This is a genomic window from Pedobacter sp. SG908, from assembly GCF_011759615.1.
GTDB lineage: Bacteria > Bacteroidota > Bacteroidia > Sphingobacteriales > Sphingobacteriaceae > Pedobacter > Pedobacter riviphilus.
Map to the genome: position 1 here is coordinate 1,934,263 of NZ_JAAOYY010000001.1, position 21,364 is coordinate 1,955,626.

21 protein-coding genes and 1 tRNA gene are annotated in these 21,364 nt (G+C 37.6%); 11 read left to right on the forward strand and 11 right to left on the reverse strand.

Features of this window, described 5'->3' with window-relative positions:
• Nucleotides 1–103: 103 nt before the first annotated feature.
• From FHT21_RS07915 to FHT21_RS07930, 4 genes are all read left to right on the forward strand, one after another.
• Complete coding sequence (locus FHT21_RS07915; RefSeq protein ID WP_167294159.1) at nt 104–1,558, forward strand: HAMP domain-containing sensor histidine kinase; 1,455 nt, start codon at nt 104–106, stop codon at nt 1,556–1,558.
• On the forward strand, nt 1,545–2,237 hold the full coding sequence (locus tag FHT21_RS07920; RefSeq protein WP_167294160.1) for a response regulator transcription factor: 693 nt from the start codon (nt 1,545–1,547) through the stop codon (nt 2,235–2,237). Before FHT21_RS07915 ends, FHT21_RS07920 begins: the two co-directional genes overlap by 14 nt.
• Nucleotides 2,238–2,519: 282 nt before the next feature.
• Nucleotides 2,520–3,422 carry a pentapeptide repeat-containing protein gene (locus FHT21_RS07925; protein WP_208398888.1) on the forward strand — a complete coding sequence of 301 codons (903 nt, stop codon included), beginning with the start codon at nt 2,520–2,522 and terminating at the stop codon, nt 3,420–3,422.
• Between the two features lie 214 nt (nt 3,423–3,636).
• A complete protein-coding gene (locus FHT21_RS07930; RefSeq protein ID WP_167295518.1) occupies nt 3,637–4,506 on the forward strand; it encodes an AadS family aminoglycoside 6-adenylyltransferase in 870 nt (289 codons plus the stop codon).
• 71 nt (nt 4,507–4,577) lie between these two features.
• Here FHT21_RS07930 and FHT21_RS07935 read toward each other — a convergent pair whose 3' ends face one another.
• Complete coding sequence (locus FHT21_RS07935; protein ID WP_347878495.1) at nt 4,578–5,297, reverse strand: tRNA(His) guanylyltransferase Thg1 family protein; 720 nt, start codon at nt 5,295–5,297, stop codon at nt 4,578–4,580.
• A gap of 917 nt (nt 5,298–6,214) precedes the next feature.
• Between FHT21_RS07935 and FHT21_RS07945 the strand changes: the two genes are divergently transcribed.
• Nucleotides 6,215–7,237: a SprT-like domain-containing protein gene (locus tag FHT21_RS07945; RefSeq protein WP_167294162.1), complete on the forward strand. Its 1,023-nt coding sequence runs from the start codon at nt 6,215–6,217 to the stop codon at nt 7,235–7,237.
• A 2-nt stretch (nt 7,238–7,239) separates the two neighbouring features.
• Nucleotides 7,240–7,719 carry a hypothetical protein gene (locus tag FHT21_RS07950; RefSeq protein ID WP_167294163.1) on the forward strand — a complete coding sequence of 160 codons (480 nt, stop codon included), beginning with the start codon at nt 7,240–7,242 and terminating at the stop codon, nt 7,717–7,719.
• Between the two features lie 157 nt (nt 7,720–7,876).
• On the opposite strand, the gene FHT21_RS07955 is transcribed toward FHT21_RS07950, so the two are convergent.
• The 5 genes from FHT21_RS07955 to FHT21_RS07975 form a co-directional block, all read right to left on the reverse strand.
• Nucleotides 7,877–7,964: transfer RNA gene (locus FHT21_RS07955), tRNA-Ser, on the reverse strand.
• 95 nt (nt 7,965–8,059) lie between these two features.
• Nucleotides 8,060–9,049: a YihY/virulence factor BrkB family protein gene (locus FHT21_RS07960; protein ID WP_167294164.1), complete on the reverse strand. Its 990-nt coding sequence runs from the start codon at nt 9,047–9,049 to the stop codon at nt 8,060–8,062.
• A gap of 12 nt (nt 9,050–9,061) precedes the next feature.
• A complete protein-coding gene (locus FHT21_RS07965; RefSeq protein WP_167294165.1) occupies nt 9,062–9,466 on the reverse strand; it encodes a thioesterase family protein in 405 nt (134 codons plus the stop codon).
• Nucleotides 9,466–10,521, reverse strand: coding sequence for an endolytic transglycosylase MltG (mltG, locus tag FHT21_RS07970; protein WP_167294166.1), 1,056 nt, complete (start codon nt 10,519–10,521; stop codon nt 9,466–9,468). The genes FHT21_RS07965 and mltG overlap by 1 nt, the downstream gene beginning before the upstream one ends.
• An 18-nt stretch (nt 10,522–10,539) precedes the next feature.
• Nucleotides 10,540–11,310, reverse strand: a complete 771-nt coding sequence (locus FHT21_RS07975; RefSeq protein WP_167294167.1) for a PASTA domain-containing protein — start codon at nt 11,308–11,310, stop codon at nt 10,540–10,542.
• A 200-nt stretch (nt 11,311–11,510) separates the two neighbouring features.
• Between FHT21_RS07975 and FHT21_RS07980 the strand changes: the two genes are divergently transcribed.
• From FHT21_RS07980 to FHT21_RS07990, 3 genes are all read left to right on the forward strand, one after another.
• Complete coding sequence (locus tag FHT21_RS07980) at nt 11,511–12,497, forward strand: D-alanine--D-alanine ligase (protein WP_167294168.1); 987 nt, start codon at nt 11,511–11,513, stop codon at nt 12,495–12,497.
• Between the two features lie 140 nt (nt 12,498–12,637).
• Nucleotides 12,638–13,219 (forward strand): Crp/Fnr family transcriptional regulator, encoded by a 582-nt coding sequence (locus FHT21_RS07985; RefSeq protein ID WP_167294169.1) that lies wholly within the window; start codon nt 12,638–12,640, stop codon nt 13,217–13,219.
• 123 nt (nt 13,220–13,342) lie between these two features.
• Entirely contained in the window at nt 13,343–13,735 is a 393-nt protein-coding gene (locus FHT21_RS07990) for a DUF983 domain-containing protein (RefSeq protein WP_167294170.1), read from the forward strand.
• A gap of 310 nt (nt 13,736–14,045) precedes the next feature.
• Here the strand turns inward: FHT21_RS07990 and FHT21_RS07995 are convergent, their stop codons facing one another.
• The 5 genes from FHT21_RS07995 to FHT21_RS08015 form a co-directional block, all read right to left on the reverse strand.
• Nucleotides 14,046–14,804, reverse strand: coding sequence for a copper homeostasis protein CutC (locus FHT21_RS07995; RefSeq protein ID WP_167294171.1), 759 nt, complete (start codon nt 14,802–14,804; stop codon nt 14,046–14,048).
• Between the two features lie 25 nt (nt 14,805–14,829).
• The gene (locus tag FHT21_RS08000; protein WP_167294172.1) at nt 14,830–15,708 is read right to left on the reverse strand and encodes a DUF2314 domain-containing protein; all 879 of its coding nucleotides are present in this window, start codon (nt 15,706–15,708) and stop codon (nt 14,830–14,832) included.
• A 42-nt stretch (nt 15,709–15,750) separates the two neighbouring features.
• Complete coding sequence (locus FHT21_RS08005; protein WP_167294173.1) at nt 15,751–16,785, reverse strand: N(4)-(beta-N-acetylglucosaminyl)-L-asparaginase; 1,035 nt, start codon at nt 16,783–16,785, stop codon at nt 15,751–15,753.
• Between the two features lie 123 nt (nt 16,786–16,908).
• Nucleotides 16,909–17,712: a nitrilase family protein gene (locus FHT21_RS08010; protein ID WP_208398890.1), complete on the reverse strand. Its 804-nt coding sequence runs from the start codon at nt 17,710–17,712 to the stop codon at nt 16,909–16,911.
• Nucleotides 17,713–17,733: 21 nt separating this feature from the next.
• Entirely contained in the window at nt 17,734–18,879 is a 1,146-nt protein-coding gene (locus FHT21_RS08015; protein ID WP_167294174.1) for a methionine aminotransferase, read from the reverse strand.
• Between the two features lie 280 nt (nt 18,880–19,159).
• Here FHT21_RS08015 and FHT21_RS08020 point away from each other — a divergent pair, with 280 nt between their 5' ends.
• Nucleotides 19,160–20,692 carry a DUF2271 domain-containing protein gene (locus tag FHT21_RS08020; protein ID WP_167294175.1) on the forward strand — a complete coding sequence of 511 codons (1,533 nt, stop codon included), beginning with the start codon at nt 19,160–19,162 and terminating at the stop codon, nt 20,690–20,692.
• Entirely contained in the window at nt 20,658–21,347 is a 690-nt protein-coding gene (locus FHT21_RS08025; RefSeq protein WP_208398891.1) for a PepSY-associated TM helix domain-containing protein, read from the forward strand. The genes FHT21_RS08020 and FHT21_RS08025 overlap by 35 nt, the downstream gene beginning before the upstream one ends.
• The last annotated feature ends 17 nt before the right edge of the window (nt 21,348–21,364 follow it).

Below are 21,364 nucleotides of genomic sequence, written 5' to 3' on the forward strand. Positions count from 1 at the left end.
AAACTAAACGTCCAGCATGTAAAGCAAGGTTAATCTCAGTTAAATATGGTTAAATTTTGCGCTCATTCTTCCATTGATAAAATGATTTGTTCAATTTAGAGGGATGAAATGGCTTACGTCCAGATATGTTCTTCCTTTGGCGGTAATTACACTGATCATTAGTCTTTGCCTCCAATGTGCATGGATACGGCAACTGTATATGGCGCAAAAGAAATCCGTTGCCACGGTACTCGAATCCATCGTTAGTGATGCTTCGAGGCAGATAACCTATCAGAGTATTGCCAAAGGGCACGAGAAAAGCATCCGTTTTCAGCAGTTTTTCCTTTCGCCGGAGTGGCTAGCGCTCAGGCAGGCTTTTGATGACCTAAAGGTGGATAACCTGCGTAGCCAGTTCCATTATGGAATTACCAATGATAGCTCTGTGGTGGAAATGAAAATGTCGTTCCTGAACGATCTCAAAAAGAAAATGAGCCATCGCTCTACCACCATTACCAATGGCAAATCACAACGGGAAGTTTTGTTGCAAGATCAGCGCGACCTGAAAGTGATGGACAGTTTGGTGAACCATCGCCTGGATTTATTGGGGTTTCATATCGATAGAAGTTATGCACTTTACGATTATTCTGTCGGGAAATTGGTAAAAGGCAAGGCGATTTCTAATGCTTCATCTGCTTTCGTTAGTGGGAAATATACTTATAATCTTAAGTTTCAGAACAGGTACCAGCTAGTGGTTCCAACCATAACCTGGTTGGTCATTTATCAGATGAAGTATTACCTTATTTCGTCGTTTATGATGCTGGTGCTTACGGCAGCAGCCTTTTACCTGCTGATCAGGCTGATGAAAAACCAGCAGCTTTATGCGCAGGCGAAAATGAGTTTTACCAGTAACATGACGCATGAGCTCCAAACCCCGATCTCAACGATTGCTGTTGCACTTGAATCGATCAGCAAATATCATTTAATTGATGAACCCGGAAAGCTGGAGAATTACATCAATATAAGTCGTCACGAATTGCAGCGTTTACAGGCCATGATCGAAAAGGTGCTTAAACAGGAGCAGATGGATATAGGAAGAACAAAACTGCAATTCAGTCTGATCGATATTCAATCTTTACTTAAACAGGTAATGCTTTCTATGGATATCCAGGTGCGCGAGAAAAATATGGAGCTTATACTTGTGCCTGCTGATGAACCCTATTTTATTAAAGGTGATGCTATGCATATTGCTAATGTATGTTATAACCTGATCGATAATGCATTGAAATATTCACCTGCACAATCCAGAATTGAGGTGTCTTGCAGTGTTGCTGATCATGAATTAACCATTAGCTTTAAAGATAATGGTCCGGGGATTAAAGAAATTTATCATCAGCAGGTTTTTGAACGCTTTTTCAGGATTTTTAACCAGGATAATATACATAATGTGAAGGGTTCCGGCCTGGGGCTTCACTATGTAAAACAGGTGGTATCGCTCCACGGCGGACGTGTTGCATTGCAGAGCAAGATAGCAAAAGGAAGTAATTTTATGATCATTTTACCATTGTATGAAGAAAATTAAGGTTTTATATGCTGAAGATGAGCCTTTTTTGGCGCGGATAGTACTCGATGGTTTAACCAGCAGTGGTTACGAGGTAAAACTTGCTGCCGATGGAGCACTTGCCTGGAAGCAATTTTTAGCAGAAAAACCCGATATCTGTGTGTTCGATATTATGATGCCTCAAAAGGATGGTTATACACTGGCAGCTGAAATCAGAAAATCAGATCCCAATGTTCCAATTATCTTTTTGAGTGCCAAAGCCCTTACCGAAGATGTGGTAATGGGGTTTAAAAACGGAGGTAACGACTACCTTAAAAAACCCTTTAGTATTGATGAACTGCTGGTGCGGATGGAATCGCTTTTAAAGAGATTTGGCCCCGTGAATAAGGATGAAAACGACGCGAATAAAAAATACCAGTTCAGAAACTGTGAACTCGATCCCATCGCCCAAAAATTAAAAACATCTGTAGACGAATATTCACTTTCTTATAAAGAAACCGTTCTGCTCGAATTACTATTGAAAAACCGCAATAACATTTTGGAACGGGAGGATGCTTTGATCAAAATATGGGGCGAAGATAGTTTTTACAACGGCCGCAGTATGGATGTTTTTATGGCACACCTTCGGAAGCTGCTGAAAAGTGAGCCAGAAATCCAGATCATCAGTTTAAGGGGAGTGGGCTATAAGCTTATCTGTTGATTGTACAAAGTATGTTTGAGGTATGAACGTTCTTAATGTTATGTTCCATACATTAGGTGTTTATCTTCGTCCTAAAATTTTCTTTCTGATTACGTCAGAATTTTGGATTAAGCCTTTTAGGAGTTCACTTGTGAGTTAAATACAACTAATTGTTGCTTAAAAGTAACAATAAGTAGTGTAATTACAACTAAAATGAGCGGGTGATTTATTGAATCCAATTATTTGACCAACTACCTTTGTCATGTCGAAAGATAAAAAAAGACAGTATCTATGGATTCAAAAATGATAGGCAATAAAATTGCCGGAGCACGAAAAAAAATAAACATGTCTCAAGCAGCATTGGCTGGACATGTATTTGTAAGCCCGCAGGCCGTTGGAAAATGGGAGCGGGGAGAGTCAATGCCAGATATTATTACACTGAACCAACTCACTAAGATTCTGAATGTTGATCTTAACTATTTTTCAGAAAACCTCTCATCTCCAAATGCCATCATTACGGTTGAAGAGACAATACCAGAGGTAAACGGTTTAACAGATTCACATCAACCTCAGCTGCTGACCAATTTTAGCGGGAACGATCTTGCCAAAACCGATTTTGCTGGTGTTATTGCGCATAAGTTGAAATTTAACGGGAGTAATTTACGTGGCTCAGATTTTACCGGCGCTGACCTGACTGGCAGTTCGTTTCTAGGTAGCGACGCACGTGAAACTAGTTTTCAAGCTGCAAACCTTACCGATTGTAGCCTGTCGGCTACTGATCTTACAGCTGCTAATTTTGATCAGGCCATTTTGGTGCGTACAAAATTCTATGCTTTAGAACTGGCTGGGGCAAAAATAAGCAATACCAAACTTACCGATGTAAAACTAAGCAAGACCGATTTGAGGAAAACAATTTTTGAAAATTGCGTGTTTGACGGGGTAGATTTTGACTATTCCGATCTGCGCGGACTTAGCTTAGATGGTCAGACTTTTACAGGGGTATTGTTCCACAACGCAGCACTTAATGAAGCTACATTTAAAGGTGCAACACTTAAAAACGTATCTTTCCGCTCTACCTTTGCCCTTACCAATAAATATTACAAAGCCATCAAAACGATTTGCTTTGAAGGTGCAACAATGGATAAGCTAACTTATGCTTCACTCAAAGGTTTGGGGGCAAAGCTTTCAAAGGTTAATCTTTTATAATAAGATCAAAAGAAAGACAAAAGTTGCTCCGGTACTTAAGGTATTTAAAATAGAATGACTGTTCGGTTTAATGCACGAACCGCTAATATACCATTATCACAATCGGTGCGTTGAACATTTTTGCTAAGTTTGAACCATGGCATTCTATTGAGTAGTAGTTTATAAACTCTAGGCCTGAATGCAATATCCAAAACATTATACCGCCTTGCATAAAATGGAAATCAGAGCGCAAAAATTAAAGGCCATCATTGAGTGGTCTGAAAAAAACGAAGATGTAAGAGCACTCTTATTAACTAGTTCACTAGTAAATCCATCAGCTCCTGTTGACGAATTCAGTGATTTAGATATTGAATTTATTTTTAAGAGTAATGTAAGCTACGTTTCAAATAAAAATTGGACACTTGATTTCGGAAATCCAATAGCGATGGTTGAAGAAGATGAAAGTTGTTTCGACAATAAACACGCCATGAAAATGGTCTTGTATGATGATGGTGTTAAAGTAGATTTTAAACTATACAGTATATCAAAATTTGTAGAAGAAACCCAGCAAAAAGAACTACCTGAAGATTGGGATATCGGCTATAAAATTCTTCTTGATAAAGATGGTGTTACAAAGAAAATGTTAAAACCAACTTATCGGGTTTCCATTATAAGCAGACCATCTGAAAAAGAGTTTAAGGTTATTCTTAACGATTTTTGGTGGGATACAACCTATGTAGCTAAATGTCTTGCAAGAGAGGACATATTTTATGCGAAATTTATGTCGGAGACCATTATACGTACAGAATATCTGATTCCTTTAATCGAATGGTATATTTCGAGTGAGCATAATTGGAATATCACAACTAATAAATACGGAAGACTCTTTAAAAAGTATCTAACCTCAGAAATATGGGCAAAAATAGAAGAAACATTTTCAGGAAGCAATTTAGGCGATAATTGGAAGGCTTTATTGGCAATGGCAGACCTCGTATCTCAAATTGGAACTGATTTATCAAAAAAACTAGGTTATCCATACCCCGATAAATTGGAAAAAGATATTCGAAAATATTTAGCTGGAATAAAAACTAAATGTCAACTTTAAAGAGTAATGATATTTCTTTTGCCAGACAAATATGATTTTTTTGCTAGGCTTGAATAAGAAAATGATGCTAACTATTTAGTAATAAAAATTGAACTAGAAAGTGGTTCCTGTTCTAAAAAATCAAATATGAATTTGTTGTATTCTTCCCATATCGGCAATTCGAGATCAGTGTACAGAACTCTTTTATCAGCGAATACATATTCATTGGTTTCAGGATTAAATCCTTCTTTTTTTATATTTTTCCAATAAAACCCTATTCCTCTTTTTTGCCAAGCAGGCAGGTTATTGAAATTGATACCATATTGAAATAATAATTCGTTTTTGGCAGCAATACTCATGCCTTTAATTTTAGAAGAAGCCTGATTTCTGCTATGATTATCTTTTCTCAATTGCCAATAGCAATATGCATTCAAAGCATTTCTGTGCGCATCTTCACTACGCCACCTGAAATAATCCTCAACTAGTCTTCTGTTTGGCAGTTCAGAAATACGACAGTCAAACGCACCTACGTCCCCAAAAATGGAAGAAAATTTAGCACTTGCTTCACCAGCCAGTACTGAAATATATTTTCTTGTCTTTCGCCCAAAAAGATTTTCATTAGGATGAAAAAGCAACGATATTTCATCACTTTGTGTATAATCGTAAATGATACTGAAACCACAATTCATCAGGTGTTTTACAGTTTCAATCATCAGATTCCGAAATTTTTCATCAAAAGGCGTTTCAAACTGATGTACTTCCTTGGTAAGCCTGGTAAAACCTCGACCATAAATTCTGGCAATCATATACATCTACGGTAAAACACAATAATCTTGAGCGGTTTCATAAACCCTCATCTTCGCATCCAAACTATTAAATTTCACCTGACCAAGGTTTTATTGTGAATGAGTTATTCTCAGCTATCACATATATAGTTCGTCGAAGCTCTCATTGATAGAGGGTAAGGACAACTTTTTAAATGTCCCCCTTATACCAATTTCAGGAACTTTTTCTTTGCCTGACCGTTGATTATTACGGTCAACAGCATCCCTAACCAATACAATAATAGCCAAAGCCATAATGATAACAAAACACATAAGACGTTTTTTTAGAGGGGTAAGTTGTTTCTTTTAATTATTAAATCTATAAAGAGTTGCTATTAAAGATAGCGCAAATACAATTACTAACAGCGGTAATATCTTGTATTCCTTCTTTTTAAGATGAATCATAAAAGCGACAAACATGATCAAAGCAAAACCAACCGCCGCTAGTGGTGTAAGAACAGGTAGGATAACGGTAATAAAAATCCATGACGAAATTTTACCTATCTATCACGGATTTAGGCCTATATATATAAACAAAGGTGACACAATATGTTATTATTTCTAAAAAAATTATATTTATAAATAGTAAGTTTTGTTCTCATATCTTATTAACTATTAAATCTCCATTTAAATGTTATCTAAACAAACATCAAAGCTCTCTTTAATTAGCTTGTGCCTTATTCTTGGGATATTAGCTATTTTTAATTCCTGCAAAAAAAAACCAAAAACCAGAAGATCCGATAGAGAGTGCAAAAGACTGGTACTTAAATGACAATGTAAATGGCAATACCGTACTTCAATCAAGTAAGGGCACTAGACAACTAATCAAGCAAGAAGTAGACTGGAGTACCGCAAGGACATTCAAGCTTGATGACGGAAGCGATGTGGTAAGTGTTCCTGTAAAAATGGTTTTAGGCGAAGGAGCGCTTGGAGGCAGCTATATGCTCCTAATCGACAAATTTAAAAGTAACTATAGGGTGCAAGTAGCTTTTAGCCCTGAAAAAGAGTACTTTAATGATCGTATTAGTGATAATGGGATGATAGCTGTCTATAAACAGACGATCAACAATAATCTTATGGATGTTCCGCGTAAAAGTAACAAAGATAAACTGATGGCCATTACCTGCACTAGCTGGTATCTGACAACAACTTATTATGATTATAATGGATCAGTACTTGGCAGCACATCAAGATACCTCTTTCAGTCTTGTAGCGGTGATCTGGGAGACTATCCAGAACCAGACCACGGCGGGCCAACAGATTGCCAGGGAGTAGTGGCCGGAGGAGCTTATCCGACGGATTGTGGCTGCATTGGAGGAGCTACTGGAATAACTGAATGTCCCTTGAGGGAAATTATAGATAGTGTCACCAATCCTTGCATTAAAACCCAGGTTGCTTTGGCAGGTTCTGCTCAGACAACTATCAGAAATATGATGAGAGAAGTTTTTGGTGGGCCAAGTGAGGTTGAAAGTTTAAATTTAACATTCAAAGATGTTACCAATTTACCTAATACCACTTCTGGAGATGCCAAAAGATGGAGTGCCACCAATAATGATTTTGAGATTCGATTGAATCAGAACACACTAAAGCTTTCTTCAAAGGAATATATTTTAAGCACAGTTTACCACGAGATTTTGCATGCGTATATGTTCAGTAAATTAACTCCCGGTCCAGATGGAAGATACAATATTACCTCCCAGCATGAAGATATGGCAAATAAATATGTAATTTTAATGACGGGTGCATTGAAAATTGCTTTTCCGGGCATCAGTGATCAGGAAGCGTGGGGGCTTAGCTGGGGAGGTTTAGAAGAGACTAATCTTTTTACAACAAAATTAACACAGGGACAAAGGGATGCAATACATGAAACCAACAGACGGCATACCCACAGTTCAGCTACTGACAAACAGGGAACATATTGCAACTAACTATGAAATATTTATTATTTATTTTTATTATGCTACAGGGTAGTGTAACATTTGGGCAAAAAACACCTAAGTTGTCCGTACTTATCAGCAACTGTATAGTTAAAGGTACAAAAGGAGAAGCTTATGAGAATACAAAAAAGAATTTTGCACACTTTTTTGCATTGGCGCTATCTTTTGATGCAACAGGAAAAATTGACACCCTGTACTACTCAAGCAAATTGAATCCCGAAACAAAAAAAATATATGCGCTGGACAGCTCTTTATTAAAGAGAATTAAAACTTACAACTTTAACTTTAAAGAATATGCATCTAAGCTAGTGCTTTTTTCTTATTATTGTTACAATTCAACAGATGATTCCGTAGATTATAAAAACGGTTTTTTAAACAGCATAAAGAATTTAGTTCCTGATGCGGTTTCCGGAAAACCTCTAATTATATTGGAACCTATTGTTGACGCCAATCTTCCGGCAGAGATTAATTAGATTTTTAATAAGTCTTTTTATGAAAACGATAAAATAAGGACATGTTATGTCTAGGCTGGTGCACTTTTTTTTATGACTCAAATTAAAATAGCAAATGAATTAGCCATTTTTTTAGACATAAAAAAATGGGGCTTAAATAAGCCCCATTTTTTCTATCTGGCGGAAAGCGAGGGATTCGAACCCCCGGACCTGTTACAGTCAACAGTTTTCAAGACTGCCGCATTCGACCACTCTGCCAGCTTTCCGGAGGCAAAAGTACGAACTCCGGTTAAATCTGCAAACTATGAATGCTTTTTTTTTATATAAACTTGATAATTCCTTAACACAGAGGGAGAAAAAATTATTTCTTCTGTATATTTTCTTCAATTGGCTCCGATTTTTTGAACAAATTAAAGGTAGGACGGATGATCTTCACACTTCTTTTACTCACATCAACACTTGCATTGAGCTCAAAACCGATCAATAAAATCAAAGAATTGAGGTAAAGCCAGATCATCACCACGATTAATGTTCCGATAGAGCCATATACTTTGTTATACGACGCAAAATGGTTGATATAGAAAGAAAAGCCCCAGATGGTAAGGAAGGCCAGTATAGTAGCCAGCCATGAGCCTGCACTGAACAAGCGCCATTTTTTGGTATGCGATGGCCCGTAACGGTACAGAATTGAAATGGTAATGAAATACAGAATCGCCAATAATGCCCAACGCGTAAATTTGATCGTATAAATCAAAAAACTATCTTTTAGGTGTAGTTCGTCGTTGATCTTGTTCAGCAGAACCTCTCCCAAAGCCATCGCACTGATGCAGATGATGATCGAAAAGCAGATAATGATGGTTAGTATAAGCGCTATTAAACGTTGTTTTATCCAGCCTCTGGTTTCGATAATCAACGATGATTTATTAAAAGCCTTCATTAGGTTTTTAACTCCATTGGTAGCAAAAAACAGCGCCGAAAAAAAACCGAAAGACAACAAGCCAGTATTCTGCTTTTTGATGATGTCTTTCAATGTCGTTTCAAAGGCATCAAAAGCATTGTGTGGCAATACTAGCTGGATTAAATTTAAAAGCTGATCCTGGAACCCCTTAATTGGTATAAAAGGAATCAAAGTAAACAAGAATATGATCCCAGGAAAAATGGCCAGCATGAAACTGTATGCTAAAGATGATGACTTGTTTACCAAAGCATCTTTTCCGATTTCGCGAAAGAAAAATGTAGCTACAGTATACAAGGGGAGTGGGCTAAAACCAGGCAAAATACATCCTTTCGTCCATTCTATAAATCTAGAATAGAGTTTAAGATGTAATAATTGCCTATGTAACCATTCCATTGTATTTGTTAATTAAAAAAACACCGATAGTTTTTCCATAAAATTTTCGGGCGGATTTGTAGGTTTGTTTTTCTTCATGTCAACAAAAACCAGTGTGGTTGCCCCAATGTTTATGAGTTCTTCTTTTTCATTGTATAGCTCATACTCAAAAAAGATCCTGATACCTGGCAAGGTTTTGATGATCGTTTTTACGGTAATTTCCTGGTCGTAAAGGGCAGGTTTAATGTATTTGCACTTTAATTCTAAAACAGGCATCATAATCCCGTCAGCTTCCATCGAACTATAGCTCATACCCAAACTGCGCAACATTTCTACCCGGCCTACTTCGTAGTACTGCGCATAATTGCCATAATACATATAGCCCATTTGGTCGGTTTCACCATACCGAACCCTGATTTTTGTACTGTGGCTATACATTACTTAAATATATTTCTTTTGTTTAAAGCCTCACGGTATTTCTTGGCATTTATTTCGTGTTCTGCCTTGGTTTCGGCAAAGTTATGGTAGCCAGAAAAATCTTCTTTGGCACACATATAAATATAATTGTTGTTGTCGCGGTTTAGTACAGCATCAATGGCATTAATACTAGGCATCATAATTGGTCCGGGAGGTAAACCCGCATATTTATAAGTGTTATAAAGCGACTGTACCTGTAGTAATTTCCCGGTTACCCTTTTAACCGTAAAATCGTTGTTTGCAAAAATTACTGTTGGATCGGCCTGCAGCAATATGCCTTTATTTAAGCGGTTTAAGTACAAGCCTGCTATAATGGGCATTTCTTTGTCGTAAAGCGCCTCTGCATCAACAATAGAAGCCAAAGTGTATACTTGTGCTGGTGTAAGGTTTAAACTCGCTGCTTTTTGCTTGCGGTCTGCTGTCCAGAATTTATCGTACTCCTTGTGCATACGCTCAAAGAAGTCAACAGGAGAAATATTCCAGTACATTTCGTAAGTATTCGGGATAAACATGGCATACACATTATCCTGGTTAAAACCATATTTGCTAATCAGCGCTGTAGAATCTAACACCTTGATAAAGCTTAACGAATCGGCTTCCAGATTACTGGCCAGATATGCGGCAAAGTTTTCTTTCTTACGGATGTTATGGAATTTCAATTTAACCGGATCCTGATTTCCGGCTTTGATCAGGTTAATCAGCGTACGATTGGTCATTCCTTTGGTTAAACGGTAACGTCCCGGTTTAACGCTTGTAGCTAAGTTCATTTTTCCGGCAGCTGCAGTAAAAGAAGAGATATTTTTTACCAGATCTTTCTTTTTAATTTCTGCAATCAAATCATCGTAGCTGCTTCCGGTTTTGATATATAAATATTTTTGATTTTCGGTAACGTTGGGGGCAAAGTAAAGCCTGTAAATATTTAACGCAAAGTAACCAGCAATTAAAATAACCACAAGCGCAATAACTATTGCCGCTTTTTTGCCTGTACTCATGTTCTTTTTTTCTACTTCAGTCATCTGTAATATGATACTTGTTTATTGTTGTTTATTAGATAGGGTAATGTTAATCTTGGTACCTATAGCTACTTTAGTTAACGAATCAACCAGCATAGGATCTTGTTTGATAATAATAGCAGCAGCACTATCGGTAATAGGACCATCGTAAGTGATGTTACCTAAACTCAGGTTTGAACCTCTTAAGCTAAATTTAGCTTCATCCATGGTTAAGCCCATTAACTGTGGAATATCTACTTCTTCGTTTCCACGTCCATCGCCTAAAACCAGGTTAATCCTCGAGCCAACAGGCACAATCTGCCCAGCCGCAATCGGCTGACCGCCAAAAGATGCTTCTAAAACCACATCGCGACTTACATCAGGTTTATAGGTCGTATCTCCAAGTTTTAATCGCGAGCTCTCTATAATTGCCTGCGCTTCTCTTAAGGTCTTAAACGCTATATCTGGGAATTTTGTATTTGGTGTTTTACCTGCATTAATGGTTAAGTAAATGGTGCGGTTATCTTTTACAAAGGTATTAGGATCTGGATCCTGATCAATTACAATTCCCGCAGGTTGATCCATTATAAAAACAGAATCTACCTCATATTTTAGTCCGGCATCCTCAAGTTTCTTAACTGCCTGTTCAAATGGTAAACCTTTCACCATAGGCACATTTAGGCCTTGTCCGTGTTTGGTGTAATATCTTAAACTAAAAAAAGCGACCAGTAGAAGCACAACAACAGTTACTATTGCAGCTAAAATGTTGTTTCTAAACGATTTGGTTTTTAAATAATCTATAAATTTAGACATGAATCTTAATTTGGGTTATGCGTACAAGCTCAAATGTAACTATTTTAATGATTGATTGAATTATTGAATACTTTTCCCCGTTCAATCCTTCATTAAACCATTCAATAAATTCTCTCCTTCAATATTACTAAAGCACAAAGATATTTATATTTTTGAGGATATATTTATATTCAATTTCTATTTATAAAAGGATTTTTAACATGAAGAAAACTATAGCATTGTTAACAGGCGGTACCACAGGCGAATGGGTTGTTTCGGTGAAAAGCGCGGCCACTATTGCTCAAAATATCGACCCCGATTTATACGATGTGTATAAGATTATGCTGAACGAAAAGGGCTGGTTTTATGAGCCTGCTGATTCTGTTAAAATTGAAATTGATAAAAATGATTTTTCCTTAATGCTTGAAGGAAGAAAAATTAAGTTCGACGGCGTTTTTATTGCCATACACGGCTCTCCTGGCGAGGACGGAAAATTGCAGGGTTATTTTGATATGTTAGGCATTCCATATACCGCATGCGATGCATTAACTTCGTCAATTACGATGAATAAGGGTTATACTAAGGCTGTTGTAGCAGGTATTGATAACCTGTATACCGCAAAATCCGTTCAGATATTTAAAGGTGGAAACTATAGCTTAAACCAAATTAAACAAGATTTGAGATTACCTTATTTTGTTAAGCCGAATAGCGGAGGCAGTAGCATCGGCATGAGTAAGGTAAAACATGCCGACGACCTGGAAGAAGCCATTGAAAAAGCATTTAAAGAAGATACTCAGATTTTAATCGAAGAGTTTGTGAGCGGCAGGGAGTTTTCGATCGGTGTTTTTGGAGCTGAAGGCAAAATCATTGTTTTACCTGCAACAGAAGTGATTCCGCAAAATGAGTTTTTCGATTTTGAAGCAAAGTATACACCTGGAGCAACAGAAGAAATCACTCCTGGTAGAATGAATGCCGAAGAGGTAGGGCGTGTGCAACAAGTGGTAAAAGATGTATATAAGAAACTAAATTGCAGGGGAGTGGTACGCATTGATTACTTTCTTGAAGAAGGAACCGGTAAGTTTTATTTTATCGAAATCAATACCATTCCCGGACAAACGGCAACCAGTTTTATTCCGCAACAGGTAGCAGCAATGGGTATTACATTGAAAGAGTTTTATACCCGTTTAATGAAAGAAACATTAGGATAGTTTTCATAAATCTTGTCATTACCCTTATTCTCAGCCATATCCATCTGATTGAGAATAAGGGTAATGCAATAGGCTTTAAGATTCACGCCTGCGCGGGAATGACGACTGTTTGAGCGGATTAAATTACTATAAGCAAGGAGATGAACATCCAAAAACTGATTGATAAAGGCTTAAAACTTAGGAGCTATCTAAAAGATTCGGTTATTTACGAGCCAGACATGCAGCCGAGGCATGTGTATTTTATCAAATCAGGTGAGGTACGAATGGTTACTGTGAGCGATGAAGGAAAGGAGTTTATTCAAGGCGTTTTTAAAACGGGACAGTATTTTGGTGAACCTGCTTTATTAATCAACAGGCCATATTTAGCATTTACCATTGCCAATAAAGATTCGCAGATTATTGCTGTAAATAAAGAAGATTTCTTTGAACTGATAAAAAATGAGCCCGATTTTAGTATGGATCTGATCCGTACTTTAAGTAACCGCTTATTTTATAAATCGATGATGTTGGAAGAACTTGCGAGCGAAAAGGCTGATCATCGCTTGTTAACGATTATCAATTACCTCCTTAACGATATTGCTGTAGGTGAACATTTAAAGGTAACGCGACAAGAATTAGCCGATATGACTGGTTTAAGGGTAGAAACAGTTATCCGCGGAACTAAAATACTAGCAGAAAAAGGCCTGATTAGAACTGTTAAAGGGAAAATTGTGAAGATTTAAGATTATTAAGAGAATAAACAATAACCAACCGGTGAACCAATAGACTAATCCCTCAAACATGATGTAGATCATAAATTAGTTTTTAATTTTAAGTTTACCTTTGTGCTATTAAATTATAAGATTATGGCTGAGTTATCTAAATTCCAGGCTTTTATACAGTGTAAGTGTCCGCGCTGCCGCAAAGGTGATATTTTTACAGGAAGTGCTTATTCTTTCAAACTCCAAAAAACAAATGTTAGCTGCCCACATTGCAACTTAAAATTTGAGCGTGAACCAGGGTTTTTCTATGTAGCGATGTTTGTGAGTTACGCCATGAATGTTGCAGAAATTATAACTATCGGAGTAGCATCATATGTTTTGGGCTTACCTTTAATTTATGAGAACCTGTGGTACTATGTAGCTTTAATCTTAGCTGGAGTTTTATTATTATCACCAATCAATTACCGCTATTCTAGAGTTATTTTGCTTCATTACCTTACGCCAGGCCTTCATTACGTTCCTGGAAGCGGAGATTAATAAAAACTAATTTCTCTTTAGGTTTTTATTAGAAAATGAGCGTTCAGTAATGCTTCGGAAACAGCAGTCCCGTTATTCGCTATAGCTCCGATAAAAAGATCGGAGGCTGTCGCTTTTACCGGGTTTGTGGAACAGAGGCCTGTATAAAAAGTCCCGAATCCTTTTCTAAGAAGCCAATCGTTATCATTTGTAAGGAGGATGGAAGAGAAGGACAATTTTATTGCCATCAAACTGTTCTTTTCGCATTACAAATGCAGACCTAGATAGCCCTCGTTGCAAACGATGACTATTTTAAAGTTATTTGGCAAGCCTAATTAATAGCCTTATTTATACAATCAACCAAAGCCTTAACTTTTATTGCTGAGGTGAGTTCGTACCGATATTCGTCTTCAATACTGCCCATTTTGGTTTCCGTATTTCTGAATTCCATTTTACTTGGTACAAATTCTTTGGCAGAGGCATGGAATTGCGTGGCACCAGTTTGATCAATAAGACTTTCGATATTGTTTTCATTTATCCCTGCACCAGGCATGATGGTAATCCGGCCAGCGGCCTTTTTTACAAGCTGTGATAATTTTTCTGCCCCTAGAATTGCAGAAGAAGCGCCTCCTGATGTAAGTACTCTTTTTATTTTAAGAGCGATTAAATCTTCCAGCGCCTGATCCATATCGTTACTCATATCGAATGCCCTATGGAAAGCTACTCCCATAGGTTTGGCCAGCTCAATAAGTTCAGTACACCTTTCTTTATCGACGGTGCCATCCGATTTAAGTATTCCTATAACTACTCCATCACAATTTAATGATTTGCAGATTTTTATATCTTCTTTCATTAATTCAAACTCGATCTCAGAGTATAAGAAATCTCCTCCACGAGGACGGATAATCGGCCAAATTTCGATAGATAAATTTTTCTTAGCAAAAGCAATTTGAGCATAACTTGGTGTAGTACCACCTTCTGCCAGGTTATCGCAAAACTCCACTCTTTTCGCCCCACCATTTTGCGCGGCCAATGCCGATTGGTAAGAATTAGCGCATACTTCTAAGCAACCAATTGCCACTTCACTCATTATATTAGATTTAGTTAATTTATTATTATTCCTGTGGTCCTGCCGGCCCTAAAACCACCCATCCTTTTGGTGATTTGTAGGTATTAAGCAACTGTACTGATTTTCCACCATCCGGATACCAGCATACTTCTGTAATTACCCAATGCGTTTCGTCAACTTTTTTACGCTCAGGAAAAGCATTTTGGACAGTAGAAAAATCAGGAAAACCATGTTCTTCTATATTATTGATGAAAGATAATTTGAGCACTTCGGCCGTTTCGTTGATAATATCCTGATCAATCTCCATTTTCATCACCGAAAGTAAAGATTTAGCTTCTTCAAAAAAATCCTTACAGGCTATGGCAGCATCAATATCTTTATTGTTGTAGGCTTTTTCGATCGCCAGAATCGCACCTTCTGGTGTTTCGAGATCGGCTTTGAAATGATCAACGCCCTCATCGATATATAAACCTATACTGTTATCAAATGCTGCTTTCTCTTTTTCCGGAATGCCATCCCTAATGGCCCGTATGGTATAACCGCCAATTAACCTTCCGTTTTCAATAATCATCCAATCTGAGATCAAATCACGTTTTATGCCAATTTTTTGATTAAATTTTACAGAGCGAATATTTACCGGTTCGTTTCCAACGGTGCCAAATAAATTTCCTTCATCGTCAAAATGCGGTTCCGTTAACCAAATATGCTCGCCTTCGTCGCCATCGGTAATGAGTACTTTAATCGAAAAATAGTTTTGGTAAGCTTGTTGGTTTTTTAAACTTTCTTCGAAATACCAAAGGGTTAAATTGGCTTTTTCGATGGCCCAGTTCATGCGCTCGTCTTTGCTGGGCACATAAACCATACCTGGCTCGCCCTCGCGTTCGGCAACATTTTTCTTTCCAAAAATTTTCGACAATAATCCCATTTATTGTTTCATTATGTTTACCGTTTGGGAAAATTCAGCATATTAATAATAACTTTTGCCTTTAATTAAAAGATCTTGTTTTTCTGCATTGCACACAGCGTAACTAAAACCTTGCTGAATGGCATAGGCACCATATTCTCCCTTTTTGTTGATGGCTAAAAATCCTACCTGTATGTTTTTGGCCGTTTCAGGCTTCTTTTTAATGATACGCATTACTGCCTCTTTGCAGGCTGCTTCAGGCGTATAACCCTGACGCATTAATTCTACTACCAAAAAAGAACCAACATTCCGTACCACCTCTTCACCCACACCGGTAGAGGTTGCGCCACCAATCTCATTATCTACATATAGGCCGGCCCCAATAATCGGGCTATCGCCAATGCGCCCATGTAATTTATAGGCCATACCGCTGGTTGTACAAGCGCCAGAAATGTTTCCTTTAGCATCAATGGCAAGCATACCAATAGTATCGTGATTATATTGGTTTCCAGGAAGTTTTTGCGGAGCAGCTTTCTGGTAGAGCTTATTTTCGATATTCATTACAGGTGCATATTTCGCCGTTTTTAACCATTCTTTCCAGGCTTTTTCGCTGGCCGGAGTAAGTAAGTTTTCTTTTTTAAAGCCCTGCTCTAACGCAAACTGCAATGCACCATCGCCAGCAAGCATCACATGCGGTGTTTTTTCCATTACTTTACGTGCCACAGATATGGGATGTTTAATATGTTCGAGTGCTAAAACAGCACCACAGTTACCAAGTTCGTCCATAATGCAAGCATCGAGGGTAACGTGGCCATCACGATCCGGTAAACCGCCATATCCGACAGATTGGTTGTGCTCGTCAGCTTCGGGTACCCAAACGCCTTGTTCTACGGCGTCTAAGGCACGGCCACCGGTTGATAATACCTTCCATGCATCAGCATTAGCCGCAATTCCAAAGTCCCATGTAGAAATTACAATCGGGAAATTTTCTGTTTTTGTCTCTTCACGCGGAATTACATTAGCGATACTACTTTTATCAATGGCCAGCAATCCTGCTGATAGGGCTGATGCTTTTATAAATTTACGGCGGTTAAACATGTGTGTGGTTAAGTGGTTAATCGTTTAATTAATCGATCGCTAGTTTGAAATTGCGATTTGATTATTGGTTATTATTTAATTGCTAGATTGTTGTGATTGCTCCAGTTTGAATATTGTTATTATCTATTGTATAGTGAATCTATCTGCATCCTTTAAAAAAGGAAACTGCCTTCTTACTTTAACCAGTTCTTCGTAATTGATACTGAATGTATATAAATCTTCGTCTTCCGGTTTATAATAAACGGTATTACCGTAAGGATCTAAACACATGGATAATCCGCTGTGGTAAATCTGGTTTCCATCATGTCCAACGCGGTTTACGGCAATCACATAACTTTGGTTTTCTATTGCCCTGGCGGGAATTAATGCCTTCCAATGTGCCGATCGTTTATCTGGCCAGTTGGCTACTAAGAGTAGGATATCGTATTCCTGATCTACATTGCGCAACCAAACCGGAAAGCGTAAATCGTAACAAATGGCCAATCTTATTTTCCATCCTTTAAGTTCTACAATAAGTTTTTCTTTACCAGGGCTAAAGTGTTGATCTTCGTCGCCCATGCCAAACAGATGGCGTTTATCGTAATGCTGGTTTTTACCATCTGGTTCCATCCAGATCAAACGGTTAAAATATTGATTGTTTTCTTTTATAATAATGCTCCCTGTAACCACACAATTGTATTGATACGCCATTTTTTGCATCCATTGCATCGTTACTCCGCCCATTTCTTCAGCTAAGGCTTCCGAATTCATGCTAAAACCTGTGTTAAACATTTCGGGTAAAATAATAATATCGGTTTTCTCCCTTACACCCATCGATAATCTAAGTGCCAGATTCAAGAGGTTTTTCTCAATGTTTTCCCAAAAAAGATAGGCCTGAAAAACGGTTACTTTCAGATTTTCTATTTGAGTGTAAACAGGTGCTTCCATTGTATACTAGGTTTAGTATGGTTAAACGTTTTTTAATTTCTCGGCCGCTAAGGCTAGTGTAGCGTTTTCTTTAGCAAAGCAGAACCTGATAATTTTATGATCGGTTGCTTTTTGGTAAAATGCAGAAACCGGAATACTAGCTACTCCAAATTCCTTGATCAACCGCATGCTAAAATCGGTGTCTTTTTCATCGCTAATACCACTATAGCTTACACATTGAAAATACGAACCATTGCAGGGCAAAAGCTTAAAACGGCTATCGGCCAGGAGACTTCTAAAATAATCTCTTTTCTGCTGAAAAAAACTGCCTATTTCAGTGTAGTTTTTTGGTTCTTTAATGTAATCGGCAATAGCTTGCTGCATGGGACTATTAACGCTGAAAACATTAAATTGGTGTACCTTCCTAAATTCTTTGGTTAATTTCTCTGGTGCCAAACAGTAGCCCAGTTTCCAACCTGTAGCATGCAGAAGCTTGCCAAATGAGGCTACAATGAAACTTCTTTGCTTTAATTCTGGATAGAGCATTACACTTTGGTGCTTTTGTTCATCGTAAATTAAATGTTCATAAACTTCATCGCTCAAGATTAAAATATCGGTACCCGCAACGAGTTTAATAAGCGATTTCATGTCATCTGATGATAAAATACTACCTGTTGGATTTTGTGGTGTATTTAAGATGATCATTCTGGTTTTTACCGTAAATAACTTCTTAACCATATCCCAGTCAATGGCATAGGTAGGCGGAGCAAGTTCATAGGTTTTAACCAGGCCGCCTAAAAGTTTAATCGTAGGGGCATAACTATCATAAGCTGGTTCGAAAATAATCACTTCATCACCTGCATTAATTATGGCCGCCAATGCAGTAAAGATAGCTTGCGTTCCGCCTGCGGTAACGGTAATTTCAGTTTCAGGGTTATATTTTATGTTATATAGTTTTTCAACTTTCTCTGCAATTGTTTCTTTTAAAAAAGTAGAACCAGGCATTGGTGCATATTGATTAAAACCATCTTGCATGGCTTTATTTACCAATTGAACTAGCTTTGGATCGCAGGCATAGTCAGGAAATCCCTGAGAAAGATTAATAGCATTGTGCTCTGCTGCAAGTTTACTCATCACCGAAAAAATGGTGGTACTTACGCCAGGTAGTTTAGATTGTATATTAAGCATCTTATAAGCGAAAATAGGAAAAAAAAGCTTAAAGCGTAAAACCCTATACCAAAAGCCCCGTTACTTAATCGAACAATTGCAATCGTATATAAAGAAAAATTTTTCAGCATCAGTTAAACCCTCACGCTAAATCAACGTCAATAACCACATTAAATGGGAGAGCCACGGGCTGATTTTAAACTCATGAATTTTGTATTATTTCAAATATATTTCTCCTTATTTAAAATTATTCCAGATAAACCCTTTTCTTTGCATTTTAAAATCTCAATTATCCATTAATATGAAGTTTAAACACTTAAGTGCTGCTTTTTTACTCGTAATAACTGCATCAGCATTTGTTAACCCGAAAAAAGCTTTAAGAACATTTGTTTCCAATTACGAAAATGTATTGGGCACATCATTAGAATTAAAATTTAAAACCAGCAGCCAGGCCGACGCAGATTTAGCTGAAGCACGTGCATTAAATGAAATAGACAGGCTTGATGATATTTTAAGTGCTTATAAAACGAACAGCGAGTTTAATAAATGGATGAGCAATGGTAAACAAACTACCAAAGTTTCGTCAGAATTATTTGAGGTTTTAAAGCAGTTTGAAAACTATAAAACCTTAACTAATGGCGCGCTCGATGCCTCAGCTAAAGTAATAGGCGATGTCTGGAAAAAAGCAGCTGCCGAAAACCATTTACCATCAACTGAAGCATTAAAGCATGCAGTTACTTTGGTTAAACAAAGACATTATATACTGAATGAACAGGATAAAACGGTTACACGTTTGGATGATGCGCCATTGGCATTAAATTCCTTTGCAAAAAGTTATATCATTAATAAAGCTGCCGAGAAAGCAGCTCAAAGTCCTGGAATTGAAAATGTAGTGGTGAATATTGGTGGCGATATGGTAATTAAAGGAAATCAGCCAGAAGCTGTTGAAATAGCAAACCCTAAAGCTGATGCCGAAAATGATGCTGCGCTAACCACAATTAAAGTATCTAATATGGCTGTGGCAACCAGTGGTAATTACCGCAGAGGTTTTAACGTAAATGGAAAATGGTATTCGCATATTGTTGATCCACGCACTGGAAAGCCTGCTTCAGAAATAATTAGTGCAACGGTTATTGGCCCTGATGCTAGTGAAGCAGGTGCTTTAGCTACTTCTTTTAATGTACTTTCAGTTGCCGAGATTGAAGCATTAACTGCAACTAGAAATGATATTGCCTACCTATTAATCACTAAAGATGGCAAAGAAATTAGAAGCAAAGAATGGGCTAATTACGAGGTAGCTTTAAATAAGCCAGCTGCTGTTTTAGAAAAAGCAAGCAAAGCTGATAAACTTTGGAATACAAAATATGAGTTAGTGGTAAACTTAGAAATTGCCAATATAGAATCTACAGATGGTAAACGCGTTCGTCGTCCGTTTGTGGCAGTATGGATTGAAGATGCAGCTAAAACACCTGTACGTAATCTGGCTATTTGGTATAATAAACCACGTTGGCTACCAGATTTAAAATCATGGAACCGTGCCAATGGCGATGAGTTTAAAAAAGGAGCAGAAGGAAAACTAAGCTCAACGAGTTCTGCAACACGTGGCCCAGGTAAATATAGCTTATCATGGGATGGAAAAGACGATAGTGGGAAATTGGTAAAAGCAGGTATTTACACTGTTTTTATCGAAGTTGCCCGCGAGCATGGAACTTATCAGGTGATTGCTAAAGAAATGAAATTTACAGGCTCGGCACAAAAAGTAGAATTAACGCCAAATACAGAACTAACATCAGCATCTCTTGACTACAGAAAAATCGGAACCTCAAAAAAATAACATAACGCCTGTACCTAGTGGCCTGGGAAAAAAGCAGGTTAAAAAAGATAGCGGAAAAGGTAAGGGTAAAAAGCGTTTAGCTGGTTTATCGCGCTGGCTGCATATTTATTTATCAATGGTGAGTTTTACGATCCTGCTATTCTTCGCCGTATCGGGCTTAACGTTAAATCATGCAGATTGGTTTACTTCTGGGAAGGAAGTGGTTACTAAAGATTCTGGCTCAGTGAACTTAAAATGGGTAAATCAACCTGATACCAACAAGATCAATAAGTTACAAATTGTTGAGTTTTTTAGGAGTAAACACGGGGTTAAAGGTGCATTAAGCGATTTTAGGATGGATGACAGAGAACTGAGTTTAACCTTTAACGGACCTGGTTACCTGGCCGATTCTTTTATAGACCGTGAAACCGGGAAATACGAATTAACCATAACCCGGTTTGGCGCGGTAGCTGTTATTAATGATTTACACAAGGGCAGAGATTCTGGTAAGGCTTGGTCGTGGATTATTGATATTTCGGCAGTATTAATGACTTTGGTATCTATCTCCGGAATTATCTTAATCTGTTTTATTAAAAAGAAGCGATTGAGCGGCTTTATTATTGCAGCTGTGGGTACAATTGTTTGCTATTTGATTTATAAGTTATTCGTTCCATAACCTAACCACTAAGGCAC